Source organism: Mesorhizobium sp. M1328, from assembly GCF_040318075.1.
Taxonomy (GTDB): domain Bacteria; phylum Pseudomonadota; class Alphaproteobacteria; order Rhizobiales; family Rhizobiaceae; genus Mesorhizobium.
Genome location: NZ_JAMYLO010000029.1, coordinates 23482 through 39769, shown reverse-complemented (window position 1 = coordinate 39769; position 16288 = coordinate 23482). Strand labels below are relative to the sequence as shown.

General features: G+C 61.7%; 14 protein-coding genes. 8 read left to right on the top strand and 6 right to left on the bottom strand.

The genetic code is table 11. The annotated features are described in order from the left end of the window. Positions 1-97: 97 nt before the first annotated feature. Positions 98-349, bottom strand: coding sequence for a DUF6074 family protein (locus tag NKH23_RS31335; protein ID WP_352917337.1), 252 nt, complete (start codon positions 347-349; stop codon positions 98-100). Between the two features lie 391 nt (positions 350-740). On the opposite strand from NKH23_RS31335, the gene NKH23_RS31330 reads away from it, so the two are divergent. The 5 genes from NKH23_RS31330 to NKH23_RS31310 all read left to right on the top strand — a co-directional run bounded on the left by NKH23_RS31330 (position 741) and on the right by NKH23_RS31310 (position 6483). Beyond that, positions 741-995 (top strand): helix-turn-helix domain-containing protein, encoded by a 255-nt coding sequence (locus tag NKH23_RS31330; protein WP_352721317.1) that lies wholly within the window; start codon positions 741-743, stop codon positions 993-995. A gap of 343 nt (positions 996-1338) precedes the next feature. Then, the gene (locus tag NKH23_RS31325; RefSeq protein WP_352721340.1) at positions 1339-1605 is read left to right on the top strand and encodes a BrnA antitoxin family protein; all 267 of its coding nucleotides are present in this window, start codon (positions 1339-1341) and stop codon (positions 1603-1605) included. A gap of 156 nt (positions 1606-1761) precedes the next feature. Continuing rightward, entirely contained in the window at positions 1762-3021 is a 1260-nt protein-coding gene (locus NKH23_RS31320) for a metallophosphoesterase family protein (RefSeq protein WP_352721315.1), read from the top strand. Further along, the gene (locus tag NKH23_RS31315) at positions 3018-3638 is read left to right on the top strand and encodes an ATP-binding protein (protein WP_352721313.1); all 621 of its coding nucleotides are present in this window, start codon (positions 3018-3020) and stop codon (positions 3636-3638) included. The genes NKH23_RS31320 and NKH23_RS31315 overlap by 4 nt, the downstream gene beginning before the upstream one ends. Beyond that, positions 3589-6483 (top strand): ATP-binding protein, encoded by a 2895-nt coding sequence (locus NKH23_RS31310; RefSeq protein WP_353036334.1) that lies wholly within the window; start codon positions 3589-3591, stop codon positions 6481-6483. Before NKH23_RS31315 ends, NKH23_RS31310 begins: the two co-directional genes overlap by 50 nt. 235 nt (positions 6484-6718) lie before the next feature. Here NKH23_RS31310 and NKH23_RS31305 read toward each other — a convergent pair whose 3' ends face one another. The 5 genes from NKH23_RS31305 to NKH23_RS31285 form a co-directional block, all read right to left on the bottom strand. Next, positions 6719-7513 carry an N-acyl homoserine lactonase family protein gene (locus NKH23_RS31305; RefSeq protein ID WP_353036332.1) on the bottom strand — a complete coding sequence of 265 codons (795 nt, stop codon included), beginning with the start codon at positions 7511-7513 and terminating at the stop codon, positions 6719-6721. Between the two features lie 2 nt (positions 7514-7515). Then, the gene (locus NKH23_RS31300) at positions 7516-8439 is read right to left on the bottom strand and encodes an NAD(P)-dependent oxidoreductase (protein WP_352721307.1); all 924 of its coding nucleotides are present in this window, start codon (positions 8437-8439) and stop codon (positions 7516-7518) included. A 69-nt stretch (positions 8440-8508) separates the two neighbouring features. Continuing rightward, the gene (locus NKH23_RS31295; protein ID WP_353036330.1) at positions 8509-10464 is read right to left on the bottom strand and encodes a heterodisulfide reductase-related iron-sulfur binding cluster; all 1956 of its coding nucleotides are present in this window, start codon (positions 10462-10464) and stop codon (positions 8509-8511) included. A gap of 1 nt (position 10465) precedes the next feature. Then, positions 10466-11434: an electron transfer flavoprotein subunit alpha/FixB family protein gene (locus NKH23_RS31290; RefSeq protein ID WP_353036328.1), complete on the bottom strand. Its 969-nt coding sequence runs from the start codon at positions 11432-11434 to the stop codon at positions 10466-10468. Between the two features lie 3 nt (positions 11435-11437). Then, on the bottom strand, positions 11438-12202 hold the full coding sequence (locus NKH23_RS31285) for an electron transfer flavoprotein subunit beta/FixA family protein (protein ID WP_352721302.1): 765 nt from the start codon (positions 12200-12202) through the stop codon (positions 11438-11440). A 312-nt stretch (positions 12203-12514) separates the two neighbouring features. On the opposite strand from NKH23_RS31285, the gene NKH23_RS31280 reads away from it, so the two are divergent. The 3 genes from NKH23_RS31280 (at position 12515) to NKH23_RS31270 (ending at position 16287) form a co-directional block, all read left to right on the top strand. Next, on the top strand, positions 12515-13726 hold the full coding sequence (locus NKH23_RS31280; protein WP_352721300.1) for a substrate-binding domain-containing protein: 1212 nt from the start codon (positions 12515-12517) through the stop codon (positions 13724-13726). Between the two features lie 72 nt (positions 13727-13798). Beyond that, the gene (locus NKH23_RS31275; RefSeq protein WP_352721298.1) at positions 13799-15340 is read left to right on the top strand and encodes a sugar ABC transporter ATP-binding protein; all 1542 of its coding nucleotides are present in this window, start codon (positions 13799-13801) and stop codon (positions 15338-15340) included. Beyond that, on the top strand, positions 15337-16287 hold the full coding sequence (locus NKH23_RS31270) for an ABC transporter permease (protein WP_352721296.1): 951 nt from the start codon (positions 15337-15339) through the stop codon (positions 16285-16287). The genes NKH23_RS31275 and NKH23_RS31270 overlap by 4 nt, the downstream gene beginning before the upstream one ends. Position 16288: the final 1 nt, after the last annotated feature.

Genomic DNA, 16288 nt, shown 5'->3' with positions numbered 1-16288 from the left:
TCGGCGTAGAAGCCTTGCATTTGACGGGATGCAGTGGTGGCACGCTTGCGGAGTCCCAGGGTGTCTCCACGCGGCGATCCTTCCTGGTGAGCCGATGCTATCGTGCAAGTTTCGCAGCGCTGCGGGTGGCTATGTCGGCTAAGACAACATGAAGAAGCGTTCCAACTTCCTGTTCGGCGACCTCGGGTGCGATTCCTGATTCGGACAGTTGAACGAGAATTGTCTTGGCGGTGCTGCGCCAGAAGGCATTCGCGTCCTCCCCGTTCTTGGATTCCAGGACCCGGGCGATCCCTTCGACCAATTTCCGCCGCCGATGCAGCGGAAACGCGCTTATGTTTGAATCACCCATCGGTCACCTCATCCCTTCAGTCTCGCGAATAGCATTGGCGGGTTAAAAAATTTGGTTAACAGCGCTGCAGTGGTCGGGCTCGGTGGATTGTGCCGCATAAAGCCACTGGTCGCGGCGGCATGGGCGAGTTCGAGTTCCTGTTCAAGGACCCATTGGCGATGATGAGCCGCGAAGGATCGCGCAGGGAGTGATTTGGGCAGGCAGGATCTTGGACTTGATCAGAACCAGGCAAGCCGCCATATTCCGATCCGGCTGCCAATTTCAGGTGGCCCATTCCATGACGAGGCCGATCCGGCCGAATCGACGCTCATTTATTTGATTTGCTGGGAGCGCCAGGTCGGGAGGAAATCTCCCGATTGTAGCGGGCATCCTGTTCTTTTTGGAGGTGTCTATGAAGGATTCGCGCATTCCCGAGACAGTCTTAACGGCTATGTCAGAGGGGACCCACATCATCCGCGCTTATCGTGAGCACCTTGGATATTCGATCGAGGACCTGGCGGTGGCGTGCGGGCTAGCCGCTGAGGAAATTCAAAACATCGAGTCGGGTCTGAGGTACAATAAGGGCTATCGGGATCGGATCGCGAGATCGCTGTCCCTACCTGTGGGAATTCTTGAGGCGGAGTCGGACATATTGGACGCTGCGTGATCAATGGGTAATCCGCAAGTGAGTCGAATATCCGTTTCCTTGTGAGTGTAGTCTGCGACTGATAGTCGAAGCATTGAACCATGCGCTTCCGACCAGATGGATGGAATGTTGGAGGGTGCTGCCGACATGCTTGATTCCCTCTCTGAGATGGTTGGCCGAGAATAGGCCCAAAGGACTGCGGGCTTTTGACCGGCCCCTAAAGTCACCTTTGCCTATCCTGCCGGCCTGTCGTCCGGCCTTTTTCTTTTTTGTCCCATCGTTCGGTGGCCTGCGGCACATGGGTTATGGTTGCGCATTCGCACAGTCCCGCTCGACAAGCATTATGACCAGTCAGGATCATAAAATGGCAAATCCTCCACGCCGACCCACAAATCCGATGGCAGCCGCCGAAGCCGCCTTCAAGCCGATCAAGAAGCCGGCGGTGCCGGTTCGCGAAACGGCGGCTGCTCCAAATGTCAGAGAGCTTGTCTCGATTAGGATCGATAGGGCCGTGCTGGACCATTTCCAGGAAGATGGGCCGGGCTGGCAGGATCGGATCAACGACACCTTGCGGCGCGCTATCTCCAAAAAACCGACCAATGCGGATGACAAACGATCAAACGACTACTGATCGGCATGGCGCCGATAGCGGCGACGCAGATGGATTTGAAACGGAAGCGTAAAGCGTAAGCGATTGCGCACCTTTTGGACAACCAACAACGCGTATCCTGGAATTTTTGCATCGGGCCGCGGCCGAACCCTCTATGCTCTGTGGGCGGAGACCCGAATGGCATTTCGATTCCTACACACGGCCGATATTCACCTCGATTCGCCGCTGCGTTCGCTGGCGCTGCGAAACCCTGATCTTGCCGAACTCGTCGGAGACGCCAGTCGCCAGGCGTTTGTCGGAATCGTGGATCTCTGCCTTGCCGAGCGTGTCGATGCGCTCGTCATTGCCGGCGATCTTTACGATGGCGAACAGACGTCGATGAAAACGGCGCGGTTCCTCGCCTCGCAGATGACACGCCTCCACCAGGCCGGCATCAGGGTTTTCAAGATCCGCGGAAATCACGACGCCATGTCGAGGATTTCGAAACAGCTCGTCTTTCCCGACACTGTGACGATCTTCGGCGGCCGTCCCCAGTCTCTGCTGCAAACAGCTGGCGGGCTGGACGTCATGTTCCACGGATTGAGCTTCGCGAACCCCAAGGCGCCTGAAAGCCTGCTCCCCAAGTATCCGGCCGCCCGGGAAGGGGCGGTCAATGTGGGCATCATGCATACCAGCCTTGCTGGATCACCCGGCCACGACGTCTACGCCCCCTGCAGCGTTGCTGATTTGCACGACCATGGTTTTGACTATTGGGCGCTTGGGCACATCCACGCGCGCCAAGTCCATCCTGGAGCGAGCACGGTGGTGATGCCGGGAATGCCGCAGGGCAGGGACATCAACGAGGCCGGAGAGAAATCCGTCACTCTGGTCACGATACGGGACGACCGGTCCGTCGAGATCGAGGAAAAGCTGACCAGCATCGCGCAGTTCGAACGGGCGAGCGTCGACCTGACCGGCACGGTGGAATGGCCCGAGGTCGTGGGCCGCGTCCGATCCGCGCTCGAAGACATTCGGGCTTCCGTCAGGTCCCGCCACGCTGTGGTCCGTCTTGGGCTGACGGGGGCGACGCCCTTGTCCTGGGCGCTGATCCGCGACAGGGACCTGCTGCTGGCCGAAGCCGAGCAGGCGGCGGAGCAGACGGGCGACACATGGGTCGAAAAGCTTGAGCTTGACCTCGCACCACCGACGACGGACACAGCCGATGGCATCGCTGATCCAATATTCGAACTCGCGCAATCCATGCATGCCGATGCCAAGTCAGAGGCCTTCCGCGCCGAGGCGAGGGCGCTTGTCCAGAAGATGATTGCCGATCTGCCGCCGGACGGGCGCGACTTCGCCGGACGGGACGAAGCTGGGCTGGAACTGTTCCTCGACAGGGTGCTTGCCAGCGGTGCCGACCTGGTCACGGCCCGCCTCAAGGCAGGTGGGGCGCAATGAGGCTCCGGCGCCTTGACCTCATTCGCTATGGAAAGTTCACCGATGGGACGATCGACTTCGGCCGAAGGCCGCAGGCCGGTCCCGACTTCCATATTGTGTTCGGGCTGAACGAGGCGGGCAAGTCGACTGCACTTTCCGGTTACCTGGACCTGCTGTTCGGTATCGAGGAACGCAGCCGCTACAATTTCCTGCACGAGTACAGCGCGATGCGTATCGGCGGGGTTCTCGAACTCGCCGGCACGGAGCACACATTCACGCGCACGAAACAGCGCACCAACTCGCTGCTGAACGCGATGGACCAACCGGTGAGCGAGGTGGCGATAACGGCGCATCTCGCAGGTCTGTCGCGTGACGCATACGAGACCATGTTCTCGCTGGACGACGAGACACTGGAAGCAGGCGGAAAATCGATCCTGGAGTCTCGTGGCGACCTGGGCAAGCTCCTGTTCACGGCCAGCGCCGGTCTTGGGCATGCGAGCGACACATTAAGCGCGCTCGAGGCAGAAGCAGACGGGCTCTATCGCAAGCAGGCGCACGGGACCGAACTTGCGCTGCTCAAGAAGCGCCTTGCTCAAGTCACGCAGGGACGCGATCGACACCTTGGCCTCGACCTATGAGAGCCTTGAGGCCGAATGTCTCGACGCGGCGGAAAAGTATGGCCGCAGTATCGCCGAACGGTCGTTGCTGTCGGCTCGGCTCGACACGATTGCCACGTATCTTCGCGCGATCCCGATCCTCGCCGACATCCGGCGCAAGGCGGCCCAGCTTGCCGAGTTGCCTGACATCGCGTCACCACTGCGAACCTGGACAGGCGGCGTCACCGAACTGATCGATGACGACGCCAGCCTGAGAACGCGGCTGTCCGGGAACATCGACGACGCCGAGCGCGTGACAACGAGAATCGCCTCAGTCGATGTGGACGAGGCGATCCTGGCAATCTCCGAGCGGATTCGGGCGCTCGCGGACCGTAAGGTGCGCTATGTCTCCGCAGGGCTGGACCTGCCAAGTCGCAGGACCGAGCTGCAAATACTCGACAAAGCCGTGGGGACTTGCCTTGCCGCGCTTGGAAGGTCGTCCGAGGCAAATCCGGCTGCGCTGCTTTTGCCTGCTGCCACCGTTGGCGCTGTCCGCGCCATGCTCGAGGAGCGATCGGGAATCGCCACCACCGTGCGCGTTGACCGCAACGAAGCCGCGGCGGCGCTCGATGCACTTCAGGCGGCACGCGAGCGGGTTGGGCAAGAGAGGGCTGTACCCGAACCTGCCAGGGCAAGGCTGGCCTCGGCCTTGTCGAAGGCGCGAGGCAGCGGGCACCTAACGGACATGAAAATGGCTCGCGAGGCGGAGGACGCGAGCACGGTTCGATGGGAGGCGGCAATCGCTCGCCTGCATCCCTGGTCTGGAGATGCCGGGGCACTGGCCAGGGTGCCGGTCCCGAGTGCTGGGCAGGTTGGTGCATGGAAGGTGCGGGCAGCCGGGTTGGGAAAGAGCAGGGCTGTCCTTTGCGAACGTCTCGCCGAACACCAGGAGAGTCACGACCTGCTCTCGGCTCGCCTGGATGCGCTTCGTGCCTCGGTCGATGTAACCGACGATGAAGCGGCTTCTGCCATTCGCCGCGCCCGGGATGAGGTGTGGGCCAAGCATCGAGGTGAGCTCAGCGGCGAAACGGCGGACGATTTCGAGGCTCTTTTGGCTCGCGACGACAGTGTTGGAGCGGTTCGGCTGGCCAACGCGCGGGAGCTCGCCGAGATCCGCACAACAATCCGCAGCCTCGCTGAAACAACAGCCGCCATCACACGTATCCGCCACCAGCTTGCACAGATCGACCTCGACGATCAGGCTGTACTCTCCGAACTTCGTGCGGTGGCCAGCGAGCTGCTGGCAGAGTGCCTGGAATTCTCGCCCGAGCGTCTGATCGAAATCATCGAAGATCGTGCCTCTGCCCGCAGTGATGCGCTCGCGGCCTGGGAGGACATCGAGCTGGCACGCAAGAAAGCCCGCCGCGCGGCCGCCGAGGGAGAGAGGGTACAGTTGGAGTTGATCCGGGCGCTGGCGAGCGTCGGGGTAGACTCGGAACCCGGCGACAGCGTGGAGACAACCATGGCCATGGCAGAACTGTTCCTCGACAGGCAGCTCAAGGTCGATGCGGAGCGTGCCGAGGCGCTTAAGACCGTGAGCGCGAAAGAGGAGGACCTGGCCGCCAGACGGCGGGCTTTAGACGTGGCGGAAAGGCGCGAGGAAGAATGGTTAGCCGGCATTGTCGAGGCGCTTGCCGGCACCTGGCTTGAGAGCGGCATATCGGCGCCCGGCGTCGGCAACGTGCTCGATCAATTGGCTGAGCTGTCGAAAAGCATCCAGGAGCGGGATGCCATGCAGCTCCGCATCGAGAAAATGGAGGCAGACAGAGAAAATTTCTTTGTCGAGGTCACCGCTGCCGCGGCTGAAGCGGGTGAGCCCGCGAACGGCGACGAACCGGAGCAGTTGGCCATTCGGCTGGCTGAGCGTCTGGAACGCGCCGATCGCGCCAGAGAGATGAAGGCAAACCTCATCAATGACCTGCAGCGCCTGCAGGACGCTCGTGACAGTCTCAATCTGGAGATAGCGGCGCATGAGCGACGCAAAAGTGAGGTCTTGGTCGCTTTCGGCGTCACCACCTTGTCGGAAGTCGTGGAACGCGACGAGTTGCTACGGGAAAGGGATCGTCTGCGCGCTGCCGTTGCCGAGCTTGAGGAGCAGTTGTCGGCTGAGCTGGCGGCGGAACGCTTCGACCAGGCGCGTTCCACGCTGGATTGTGTCGAGGTCGATAGCCTCCTGGTCGAGAAGGCTGAAAATGAGCAGCGGCTTCGGGATCTCGATGAAGCGATACAACAGCAGCTTATTCGCCAGACCCGGGCGGCCGACAAGCTGGACGCAATCGGTGGCGACAGCGCGGTTGCGCGGATAGATGCCGAGCGCCGCACCGTCTTGCTGGAAATCGAAGAAAAGGCTGTCCGCTACATCGAGCTGAAACTGGGCGTCATGGCCGCCGGGAACGCTCTGCGCGTGTACCGCGAGCGCCATCGCTCCGGGATGATGAAGCGGGCATCTGACGCATTCGCACTCATCACGCGCGGTCAGTATTCGGGGCTTGCCACCCAACCTGTGAAGGGCGGGGAAGTCCTCATCGCTTTGCAGCGAGACGGTCAGTCCAAGGTCGCCGACGCGCTCTCAAAAGGTGCGCGTTTTCAGCTCTACCTGGCGCTGCGACATGCCGGATACTACGAGTTCGCCCAGTTTCGACCCTCGGTGCCATTCATTGCCGACGACATCATGGAGACCTTCGACCATTTCCGATCCGAGGAGGTTTTCAGGTTGTTTGGCGAGATGGCAAGCGCTGGCCAGGTGATTTATCTGACGCATCACCAGCATCTATGCGAGATCGCGAAGGCTGTTGTTCCCGGCGTAACGATCCACGAGCTCGCATAGTTGCCTGCTGTCGCGTGGCATGAGTTGATGCCCCTGCTACCAAGACGACTTCCGTAGGCCGAACCTTGGATGACCGCTTCGCGCCCGATTGCAGCCGTTCCGCTGATCCGCACAATCCTCAAAGCAGACGTGGATTGTTTCAATGCGGACAAGTGAAACTTGTTCGTACGAGATCTCTTGGTTGTGCAAAATCGCGGACGTGCCGCGGAGACCGCTTGCCACGGCATTAATGCGATCAGCCTTGGGGTCGGTTCAACGCAACAATGTCCTCGACGTCGCGGCGGGTGCGCGCGAAGCGCTTGAGCACAAGCGGGTCGTGTCCCGGAACGATGTGAGCAGGCGAACTGGCGAGCTGTTTCATACGCTCGACCCCGAAGATCACATCGCTCAGCCGATCGAAGACGGGAAACGGCTTTTCGCGTTCCATGTTGGCGTAAAAATGGGCTGCATCGGACGCGATCACGACCGCCCCGTTGTCGGTTTCCACCCGCACCACCTGCAATCCGCGCGAGTGGCCGCCAACCTTATGGAGCGTGATGCCGGGCGCGATCTGCGATTCCGGATCGTGGAAGCAAACCTTTCCGGCAAAGACGCGCCGCACCATAGTGGTGACATCTTCGGCCTCGAAGGGATGGCGCATGGCATGGTGGCACATGCAGCGGCCGGTCGCGAACTCCATCTCTGCATCCTGGAGGTGGAAGGTCGCTTTTGGGAACAAATGATGGTTCCCGCAATGATCGTAATGCATGTGGGAGATGATAACGTCGCTGACATCCGCATGGTCGATGCCGATTGCCGCAAGACCTTCATCAACGGGCCTGACGACACTGCGTCCCCGTTTGTCGCCGGTCGGCTTGTCGAAGCCGGTGTCGACGATGAAGGTGCGCTTTTCCCCGACAATCGCCCAGACGAAGTAGTCGAGCGGCATTGGAACATCATGCGTGTCGCCGCCCAGGAAATTCTCGCCCGACCGGCGCTCGAAATGGCCGTAGCGAACGGCATGGATTTCATAGCGTGCGGCGTCAACCATGCTCAGCTTGCCTTGGCGACATCGGTGGGCTCGGCCGAGCCGACCTCCACATGCGCCCATGTCTCGACGGTCTTGACCATGCAAGTGAAATCGGAGTCGGGTCCGTAGATTTGGTTCGTCACGCTCAGCAACTGGCGCACGGCGCTGCCTACCACCATCGGCACGCCCATTGCCTCCGCCTCGTCCACACACAGGCGCACATCCTTGAACGACAGGCCGGTCGCGAAGCCGAAATCGAAGGTGCGCGGCAGCACGGATTTCGGGAACTTGTCCTCGGTGGCACTGTTGCGGCCGCTGGAGGCATTGATGACGTCGATCATGACCTTCGGATCGAGGCCCGCCTTGACGCCCATCACCACTGCCTCGGAGGAGACAGCAAGTGCCGCCGCCGCAAGCAGGTTATTGGCAAGCTTCATGGTCTGGGCGGAGCCCTGAACTTCGCCCATGAAGAATATCCGGCCGAAATTTTCGATCACCGGCCTCACCGTATCGAAGGCAGCCTTCGGCCCCGACACCATGACGGCGAGTGTGCCATTGCGCGCGCCTTTTAATCCTCCGCTGACGGGCGCGTCGATCATGGCGATGTTCTTGGCTGAAAGGCCTTCGGCAACCTTGGCGGCCGTCCGCGGACCCGTCGTCGAGATGTCGATGAAGATGCGAACCGCCTTGCCCTCGGCGATACCGCTTTCGCCGAGCACGACCTTTTCCAGGATCTGCGGGCTGGGCAGGCTGGCAAAGACGATCTCCGCAACATCGGCAACATCTCGCGCACCGGCGGCGGCTTTCGCGCCCGCATTGGTCAACTCCGCAACGGCTTTGCTGTCGACGTCGTAGACAGTCACTTCGTAGCCGGCCTTGATGAGACGGGTCGCCATCGGCGTGCCCATTTTTCCGATGCCAACAAAGCCGATTTTCAGGGTCGACATGATCGCTCTCTCCTTCGTCGGGGCCTATTGCCCATGGTGCTTGGTCTCGATCTCTTGGATTGCATTCCGTCAGGTCGTTTCCACCGTGGGCATTTCGAGCGCCTGGCTTGTGCGCGGCACCAGAAGTTCCGCTATGTCCACGACCTTCAATCTGTCGGCCACGCCGAGCGCATCGATCGCGGCGGTGTACATCACCTTGTCCTTCGGGCAGGCGACGACGAAATAGGCGACGTCGCCCAGGCGCAGCGCTTCACGGATGCGGTTCTCGCTCGGCCGCTCGGTCACGCCGTCGTCGCCTTGCCAGATGCGGCCGCCGCCGGCGCCGCAACAAAAGGAATTCTCGCGGCAGCGCGGCATGTCGTGAAGCGTGTAGCCGGCGGCGCGGATCAGCTCGCGCGGCGCATCGAAGCCGCCATTGTAGCGTCCAAGATAGCAGGGATCGTGATAGGTGACCCTGGCGCCGTCGGCGACATGCAGGTCGAGTTTTCCAGCCGCGATGAGTTCCGTCAGCAGCGCCGTATAGTGCAGCACCTCGAACGCCGCGCCGAAATGCTGATAGTCGTTCTTCAGCGCATTCAGGCTATGCGGATCGGTGGTCATGATCCGGTTGAAGCTGCACGCCTTGATCTCATCGATGTTGGACTGAGCGAGCGTCTCGAACAGACCTTCTTCGCCGGCACGCCGCACATCGTTGCCGCTGTTGCGCTCGGCATCGAAGAGAATGCCGAAATCGACGCCAGCCGCGGTCAGTAGTTCGGCAACTTTGCGGGTGATTTCCTGAACGCGCGGATCGTAGGACGCGTAGTCTCCGACGAACCACAGAACGTCGACGGGTTCCTTGCGCGCGTCCTTGACCGGAAAGCCGAGCTCCCTGGTCCAGCGGGCCCGCATCTTGGAAGGCTTGCCCATGGAATTGCCGAGACGGGTCAGGTTCGATAGCGCCTCCTGCAGACCGGGGCCGACACGGCCTTCGTCGACCAGATGACGGCGCATGTCGATGATCTTGGGCAGATGCTCGATCTCGACCGGGCATGCTTCCATGCAGGCCCGGCAGGTGGTGCAGGCCCACAGCGTCTCCTCGGAAATCACGCCGCCGACCAGCGGGGCCGCCGATGGTCCCGCGGCAAGCGCATCGCGCATGTCTGTGATCAGCAACTTCGGGCTGAGCGGCAGACCGGCCGCATAGGCTGGACAGACCGATTGGCAACGGCCGCATTCGGTGCAGGACAGAAGGTCGAGCTGCTGTTTCCAGTCGAACTGTCCCAGGCTGTCGATGCCTGGAGCCTCACGCGCTTCCGGGACCGCGGGCGCCAGGCCGCGCGGTTCCAGGCTGCGGAAGTAGATGTTGGGCGCGGCAAGAAACATGTGCCGGTGCTTCGAACCGGGGATATAGACAAGGAACGCCAGAATGGCGCCTATGTGAATCCAGTAGAACAGCTCTTCGCCCGCATGTGCCGACATGCCGGCACGATCGAGCAGTCCTGCCAGCGCCGACGCGACCGGCCGCCACGAGCCGTCGGCGCCACCGACTATGCGTGCCGCCGCCTCAAGCAACAGGGACGCCACGATCAGGACGATCAACACATAGATGATTGCCGCATCACTGCCGCTCGAGCCGTCGAAACGGGCAGGCCGCAGCACGTAACGCTGATAGAGTGCAAGTCCGACGCCGACCAGCATCAGCACCGAAAAGATATCCTGCAGAGCGGCAATCCAGGTTTCGCCACCGATAGGCGCAAGTGAGAACCCGGGAAACAGCCGCGAGCCGAAGGCATCGATCGTGGCGGTGAACAGCACGAAGAACGAAATGAAGATGATTGCGTGAAGCACGCCGGAAAGCGGCTTGCGGAGCATTTTCCGGTGCATGCCGATGGCGACCATCACGCCCTGGAGACGCAGCATCGGGCGGTCGAAGCGGGCCGCTGCCGGTGCATTGGCAAGAGCAACCGCGTAACGGCGCGAGCGCCAGGCCGTCAACGCGAGTGCTGTGATGACCAGGATCCAGAGTGGCAGGGTCGACGCCATCTCAACGGCCAGAGCCGGCCCGCAGCCTGTCGCTCAGATTGGCGACGAGATCGAACAGGTCACAGGTCGCGCCGTAATGCGCGACATTGAAGATGGGGGCCTTCGGATCGGTGTTGACGGCAATGATGAGGTCGGCCTGCGACATGCCCTCGAGATGTTCGGGCGCACCGGACACGCCGAGCGCCAGATAGAGTTTCGGCTTCACCTTCTGGCCGGATTTGCCGACCTGGCGCAGCTTAGGCAGCCAGCCATTGTCGACGACAGGACGGCTGCCGGCGATCTCCGCCCCCAGCATCGTCGCCAGATTGCGGGCAAGGTCGATGCTTGCCTCGTCGCCGATGCCGCGGCCCACGCACACGATCCTCTCGGCTGTCGTCAGATCGACGTCGGCATAATCCGGCACGTCGATGGCCACCATCTTCACCTTGCCGCTGGTGAGCGCGGGGTCGGCATCGATCGTCTGCACGCTCACGGCGGCGATCGGGCCTGGCGCTGCCTCCGCGAAGGCCCCCGGGTTGATCATCAGAATGGCGGGCAGCTGCACTTCGCATTCGGTGAGTATCTTGCCGCCATACATCTGCGCGACGATCGTCAGGCTTTCACCATGCCGCTTGATTTCATTGACATAGGAGATGAGCGGCCAGCCGGTTCGCGCCGCGATGTCGGCTGCCACGTCCAGTCCATTTGCCGAATAGGGAACCAGGACCAGACCAGGGCTCTCGGCAGTGATGACGTCGCGTAGAAGTCGAGCATAAGTCTCGGCGGGAATAACATCCGATTTTGTGGCGCGGGCCACTATTAGGCGATCGGCGGCACCGAAGGAAGCGGAAGCGCCTTCCGCGTCACGGCCGGCGAAAAAGGCGACGACCTCGTCCCCGGCCTGACCGAGCGATCGCGCCGCGGCGATCATTTCAAGTGAGAAGGCTTCGATCTTGCTGGAGCGGCCTTCCGTGCAGGCAATCAATTTCATGGCTTAGTTCCTTGCCAGGCCTTTGGCTGTCAGGATGGTGACGAGGCGATCGGCGACGGTCTCCGCATTGCCGCCGAGGTTCTCGCCGGAGCCGCCCTGGACTGGCAGACGCAATGTGATGATCTCGGCGGAACGCTCGAAGCCTGACGATTCGGGCGTGGCGCGGCCGATGGGCGTCTTAGATGCCTCGCGGAGCTTGCTGCCGGAGACGTAGCGCGGTGCCTTGGACGCCGTTTGGACGCCCAGAACCGCCGGCATGGCCAGCTCGTAGGTCACGGCGACACCAGCGCCGCGCTCTTGCGTGACCCGAAGCACGGTGCCGTTCGCAACGATACGGTTGGTGCCAGAAACATGCGGCCAGTCGAGCAGCGCGCCGACATAGGGTGCGAGCTGGCCGAAAATGTCCTCCGTCGATTGAACGCCGCACAGGACAAGGTCGGCGGATTTTACCCGCGCCATCGACGCAATGGACGCCGCGATATCGCGCGAGGAGATCATGGCATCCTCTTCGGATTGAAGGGCGACGACCTCGTCGGCGCCGCGCGCCGCAGCCATTTGCAGCACCCGGCTGGCGCCTTCGCCGACGGCGACCGCAGTCACCTTCGCGCCGACGGCCTCCTTGATCAGGATTGCTTCCTCGAGGGCGTGATCGTCGAAATCGTTGAGTTGGAAATCCAGCCATTCCCGATCGATGCTGCGCCCGTCTTCGCCAAGCTGAAGTTCGCCCGCGGAATCCGGGATCATGCGCAAGACAACAAGAATATTCACGGCCTCTCCTCCGACGGAACGCACCTCAAGCGCCCGGCACCGGCTGCTACATAAGTCGCATTCTTCGCTGCTCCCAATGGGCAAAAAGGTAATAGCAGTTATTACAAGACGGCAGATTGACGATCGTGGGTAATCGACGGCTAATTTGCGTCAAATCGCTTTCAATCGAATTTTCCTGAATTGGAGGTTGTCAGGAAATAGTCGGGCGATTTGCCCGGGATATAAACATCTATTGTGTGTTTATACTGTCTCGTGTGCACGAATACGAGGAGAATTTTAAGCGCTCTGTCGAGCGTTCAGGAGGAGGAACCAATGTCAATAAAGAGCATATTAGACCACAGGATCTCGCGTAAGAGCTTTATCCGAGGCATGCCGGCCGTGGCGGCAGCCATGGCCGCCGCGCCGGCCATCCAGCTCGCCCAGACCAGCGCAGCCGTCGCTTCGGAGCCGGAAACGAAACCCGGCTACTATGGCGCGCCGCGCACCTGGATGTGGAATCCTAATGCCAATACCATGGTCGACACATCGAAGTGGAAGAAGGACGGTCCCTATACGATCGGCTTCTCCAATGCCTCAATTTCGAATGCCTGGCGCGTCGCCTTCCAGCACGGCGTCCTCTGGTCCGCCGGCCAGCACCGCGACGAGATCGCTCATCTCCTGGTCACCGATGCCAATGACGATCCTTCCAAGCAGATCGCCGACATCCAGGATCTGATCAGCCAGGGCGTTGACATCCTGCTTATCGCGGCTTCGACCGAAGACGCGCTCGATTCCGTGGTCGGCCGCGCCACGGAGCAGGGCATTCCCGTCGTCATGGTCGACCGCAAGGTCAAGACGGCCGCAAATTACATCACCTACGTCACCGCGTCCGATTGGGCGCTTGGCCGTCTCGAGGCTCAGTGGCTGTGCGAGACGCTCGGCGGCAAGGGCAATATTGTCATGCTGCCAGGCATTGCCGGTTCCAGCGTGGCGGAAATCCGCATCAAGGCGAACGAGGAAGTGTTCTCGAAATTCCCTAATATCAAGGTGCTCGAGAAGCAGTATTGCGACTGGAACCCGGCCACCGGCAAGTCGGTGATGGCGGCGCTGATCCAGAAGCACGGCAAGAACATCAACGGGGTCCTGGCCGACAGCGCGCTTCAGGGCTATGGCGCGATCGAGGCGTTTCTTGATGCCGGCTACAAGGACGGCGAATTTCCGCCGATGACCGGCGGCGACGTCGCCCGGATGTATCAGCTGGCCAACCAGCACAACATCAAGATGGTCGGCATTGACTATCCGACATCGATGGGCATCACCGGCATCGAGACGGCGCTCGACGTGCTCAAGGGTATTTCGGTCCCGGACAAGGTCGAGGTCAGCTTCCAGGTCGTCACGTCGCCGGGCGCCGATACGGTCTCGGTCAAGGGCGATAGGCATCTGCTCGATCACGTCAGCATGGACGATCCGGGCGATCTGTCGCCAAGCAACGGGCTGCCCGCCGGCTATAATCCGAGCACATTCAATCCCGACTATCCGAAGTAGCCTCCCAAGCGACCCGGTGCGCGCCAAGCTTGGCGCGCACCGGACGTGAATTGAACAGTTCGAGCGCCGGATATGTCAGCGTCTGTAATTGAGCTCAACCAGATCGAGAAGGACTATCCTGGAGTCAAACCCCTGGACAAGGTTGATTTCGCCGTCCAGCCAGGCGAGATCCACGCGCTTCTGGGCGAGAACGGCGCGGGCAAGTCGACGCTGATCCGCGTCATGGGCGGCGTGACCAAACCCAATTCCGGCACCATCACCTATCTCGGCAAGCCGGTTTCCTGGCAGTCGCCGAAGGAAGCGCGCGCGGCGGGCATCCACGTGATCCACCAGGAGCTCGCGCTTTTTCCCGAGCTTTCGGTTGCCGAAAACATTCTGGTCGATGCTCAGCCCCGTGGGCTGCTGGGGCTCATTTCGAACCGCGCCCGCCATGCCCGTGCGGCTGAAATCCTCGCACAGCTCGGCGTCGATATTCCAACCCACGCCAAGATCGACGAATTGCCGCTTGCCGATCAGCAAATGGTCGAGATCGCGAAAGCCCTGGTCGGCGAGGTGCGGCTGCTCATTCTGGACGAGCCGACGGCGGTCATCGCTGGCCGCGAGGTCGATCTTTTGTTCGAGAATATGCGCAGACTGCGCAACGAAGGCGTCGGCATCGTCTATGTCTCCCATCGGCTCGAAGAGATCTTCGAGATCGCCGACAGGGTGACGATCCTCAAGGACGGCCAGCTCGTCGGCACGAGCCCGGTAAGCGCGCTGACGCGTGAAGAGATGATCACCAGAATGGTCGGTCGCCGGCTCAGCCAGATCTATCCGTCGCGGCGTACCGCACCGGCGGACGGACCGGATGTACTCACCGTTCGCAATTTAAGGGCTGGTCCGCGCGTCCGCGACGTCAGCCTTAACGTCAAGGTTGGCGAAATCGTCGGCGTGGCCGGCATGGTCGGCTCGGGACGCACGGAGGTCGCCGAGGCCATCTTCGGCACGCGCGCCGTCGAGAGCGGCGTGATCGAATTCGATGGCAAGCCATTCGAGAGAAAGCTTCCGAAGGGTTCGATCGGCCATGGGCTCGGTTTTCTGACCGAGAGCCGCAAGGACGACGGCCTGTTTCTCGGCCTGCCGATCTCCGCCAACATCGTGGCACCCGATCTCGATGCCATAACGAAACGCGGGCTGATCGACCGTAAGCAAGAACGTGCGGTGGCCACGCGGCAGATCCAGGATTTTTCGGTCGCGACACCGTCGCCTGACGTGAAGATCGGCAATCTCTCGGGCGGCAATCAGCAGAAGGTGCTGTTCAGCCGCTGGTCGCGGATCGCCAGCAGGCTGCTCATCCTCGACGAACCGACGCGCGGCGTCGATATCGGGGCCAAGGTGGAGATCTACCGAATCGTGCGCCGGCTGGCGGATTCGGGCGTCGGCGTGTTGATGATCAGCTCGGAACTGCCCGAAATCGTCGGGCTCTCCGACAGGGTCTTCGTGATGGCGCAGGGCCATATCGTCGGCGAAATCAAGGGCGATGCGCTTGGCGAGGAGCCGATCATGGATCTCGCCGTGCGATCCGTCGGGGACCGCAAGGCGGACATGGATCAGCATGCGGAGCCGGTTGGATGAGCGCGATCGTCATGGATCTTCGCCGCAACCGGCTGATGCTTTCCTATCTGATCGTGGCTGTGCTGCTGGTGCTGCTTGCCGTCGCTGGCGGCTTGCTGTCGGACCGGTTCCTGACCTGGCGCAACATCGGCAATCTGCTCCAGCAGCTCATTGTGCTCGGCACGGTCAGCCTTGGCCAGACTTTCGTCGTGCTGATGGGCGGCATCGATCTGGCGATCGGTTCGCTGGTCGGTGCGCTCACCGTCTTTCTGGCGAACTTCCTGGAATGGCGCCCTGATCTGGTCTGGCTTGCACTGCCGCTCGCATTGGTCGCCGCCACCGCTGTCGGCGCGCTCAACGGGTTGCTGACGATCGTGCTGCGCGTCCATCCCCTGATCGTCACGCTCGGCATGTCCTCGATCATCTTCGGCGCAACGCTGATGTACCGCAAGGAGCCCGGCGGCTCCGTACCGCGCGCCTTCGCGGATATTGCCTATGCAAAGGTCGGCGGCATTCCGTTCAGCGCCCTCGTGCTGGTCGTGATCTTCGCGCTCGCCGGGCTTTCGCTGCAGCGGACGCGCACGGGCCGCAGCATCTACTTCGTCGGCGGCGATCGGGAAGCGGCGCGGCTGAACGGCCTGCCCGTCGATCGCATCGTGGTGCTCGCCTATGCGCTGTCGGGCCTGTGCGCCGGGATAGCGGCGATTTTCCTGACCGCGCGAACCGGTGTCGGCGACCCACGCATCGGCGTCGCGCTGACGCTGCAGTCGGTGACGCCGGTCGTAGTCGGGGGCACCATCCTGGCCGGGGGCAGGGGTGGCGTGCTTGGCACGTTCCTTGGCGTGCTGCTCGTCACCATGCTGAACAGCCTGCTGAATTTCGTGAATGTCTCGTCCTACTACCAGTGGGTCATTCAGGGTCTCATCATCATCATCGCGGTAGGCATTCACAGCGCGAGGCGGAAATAGC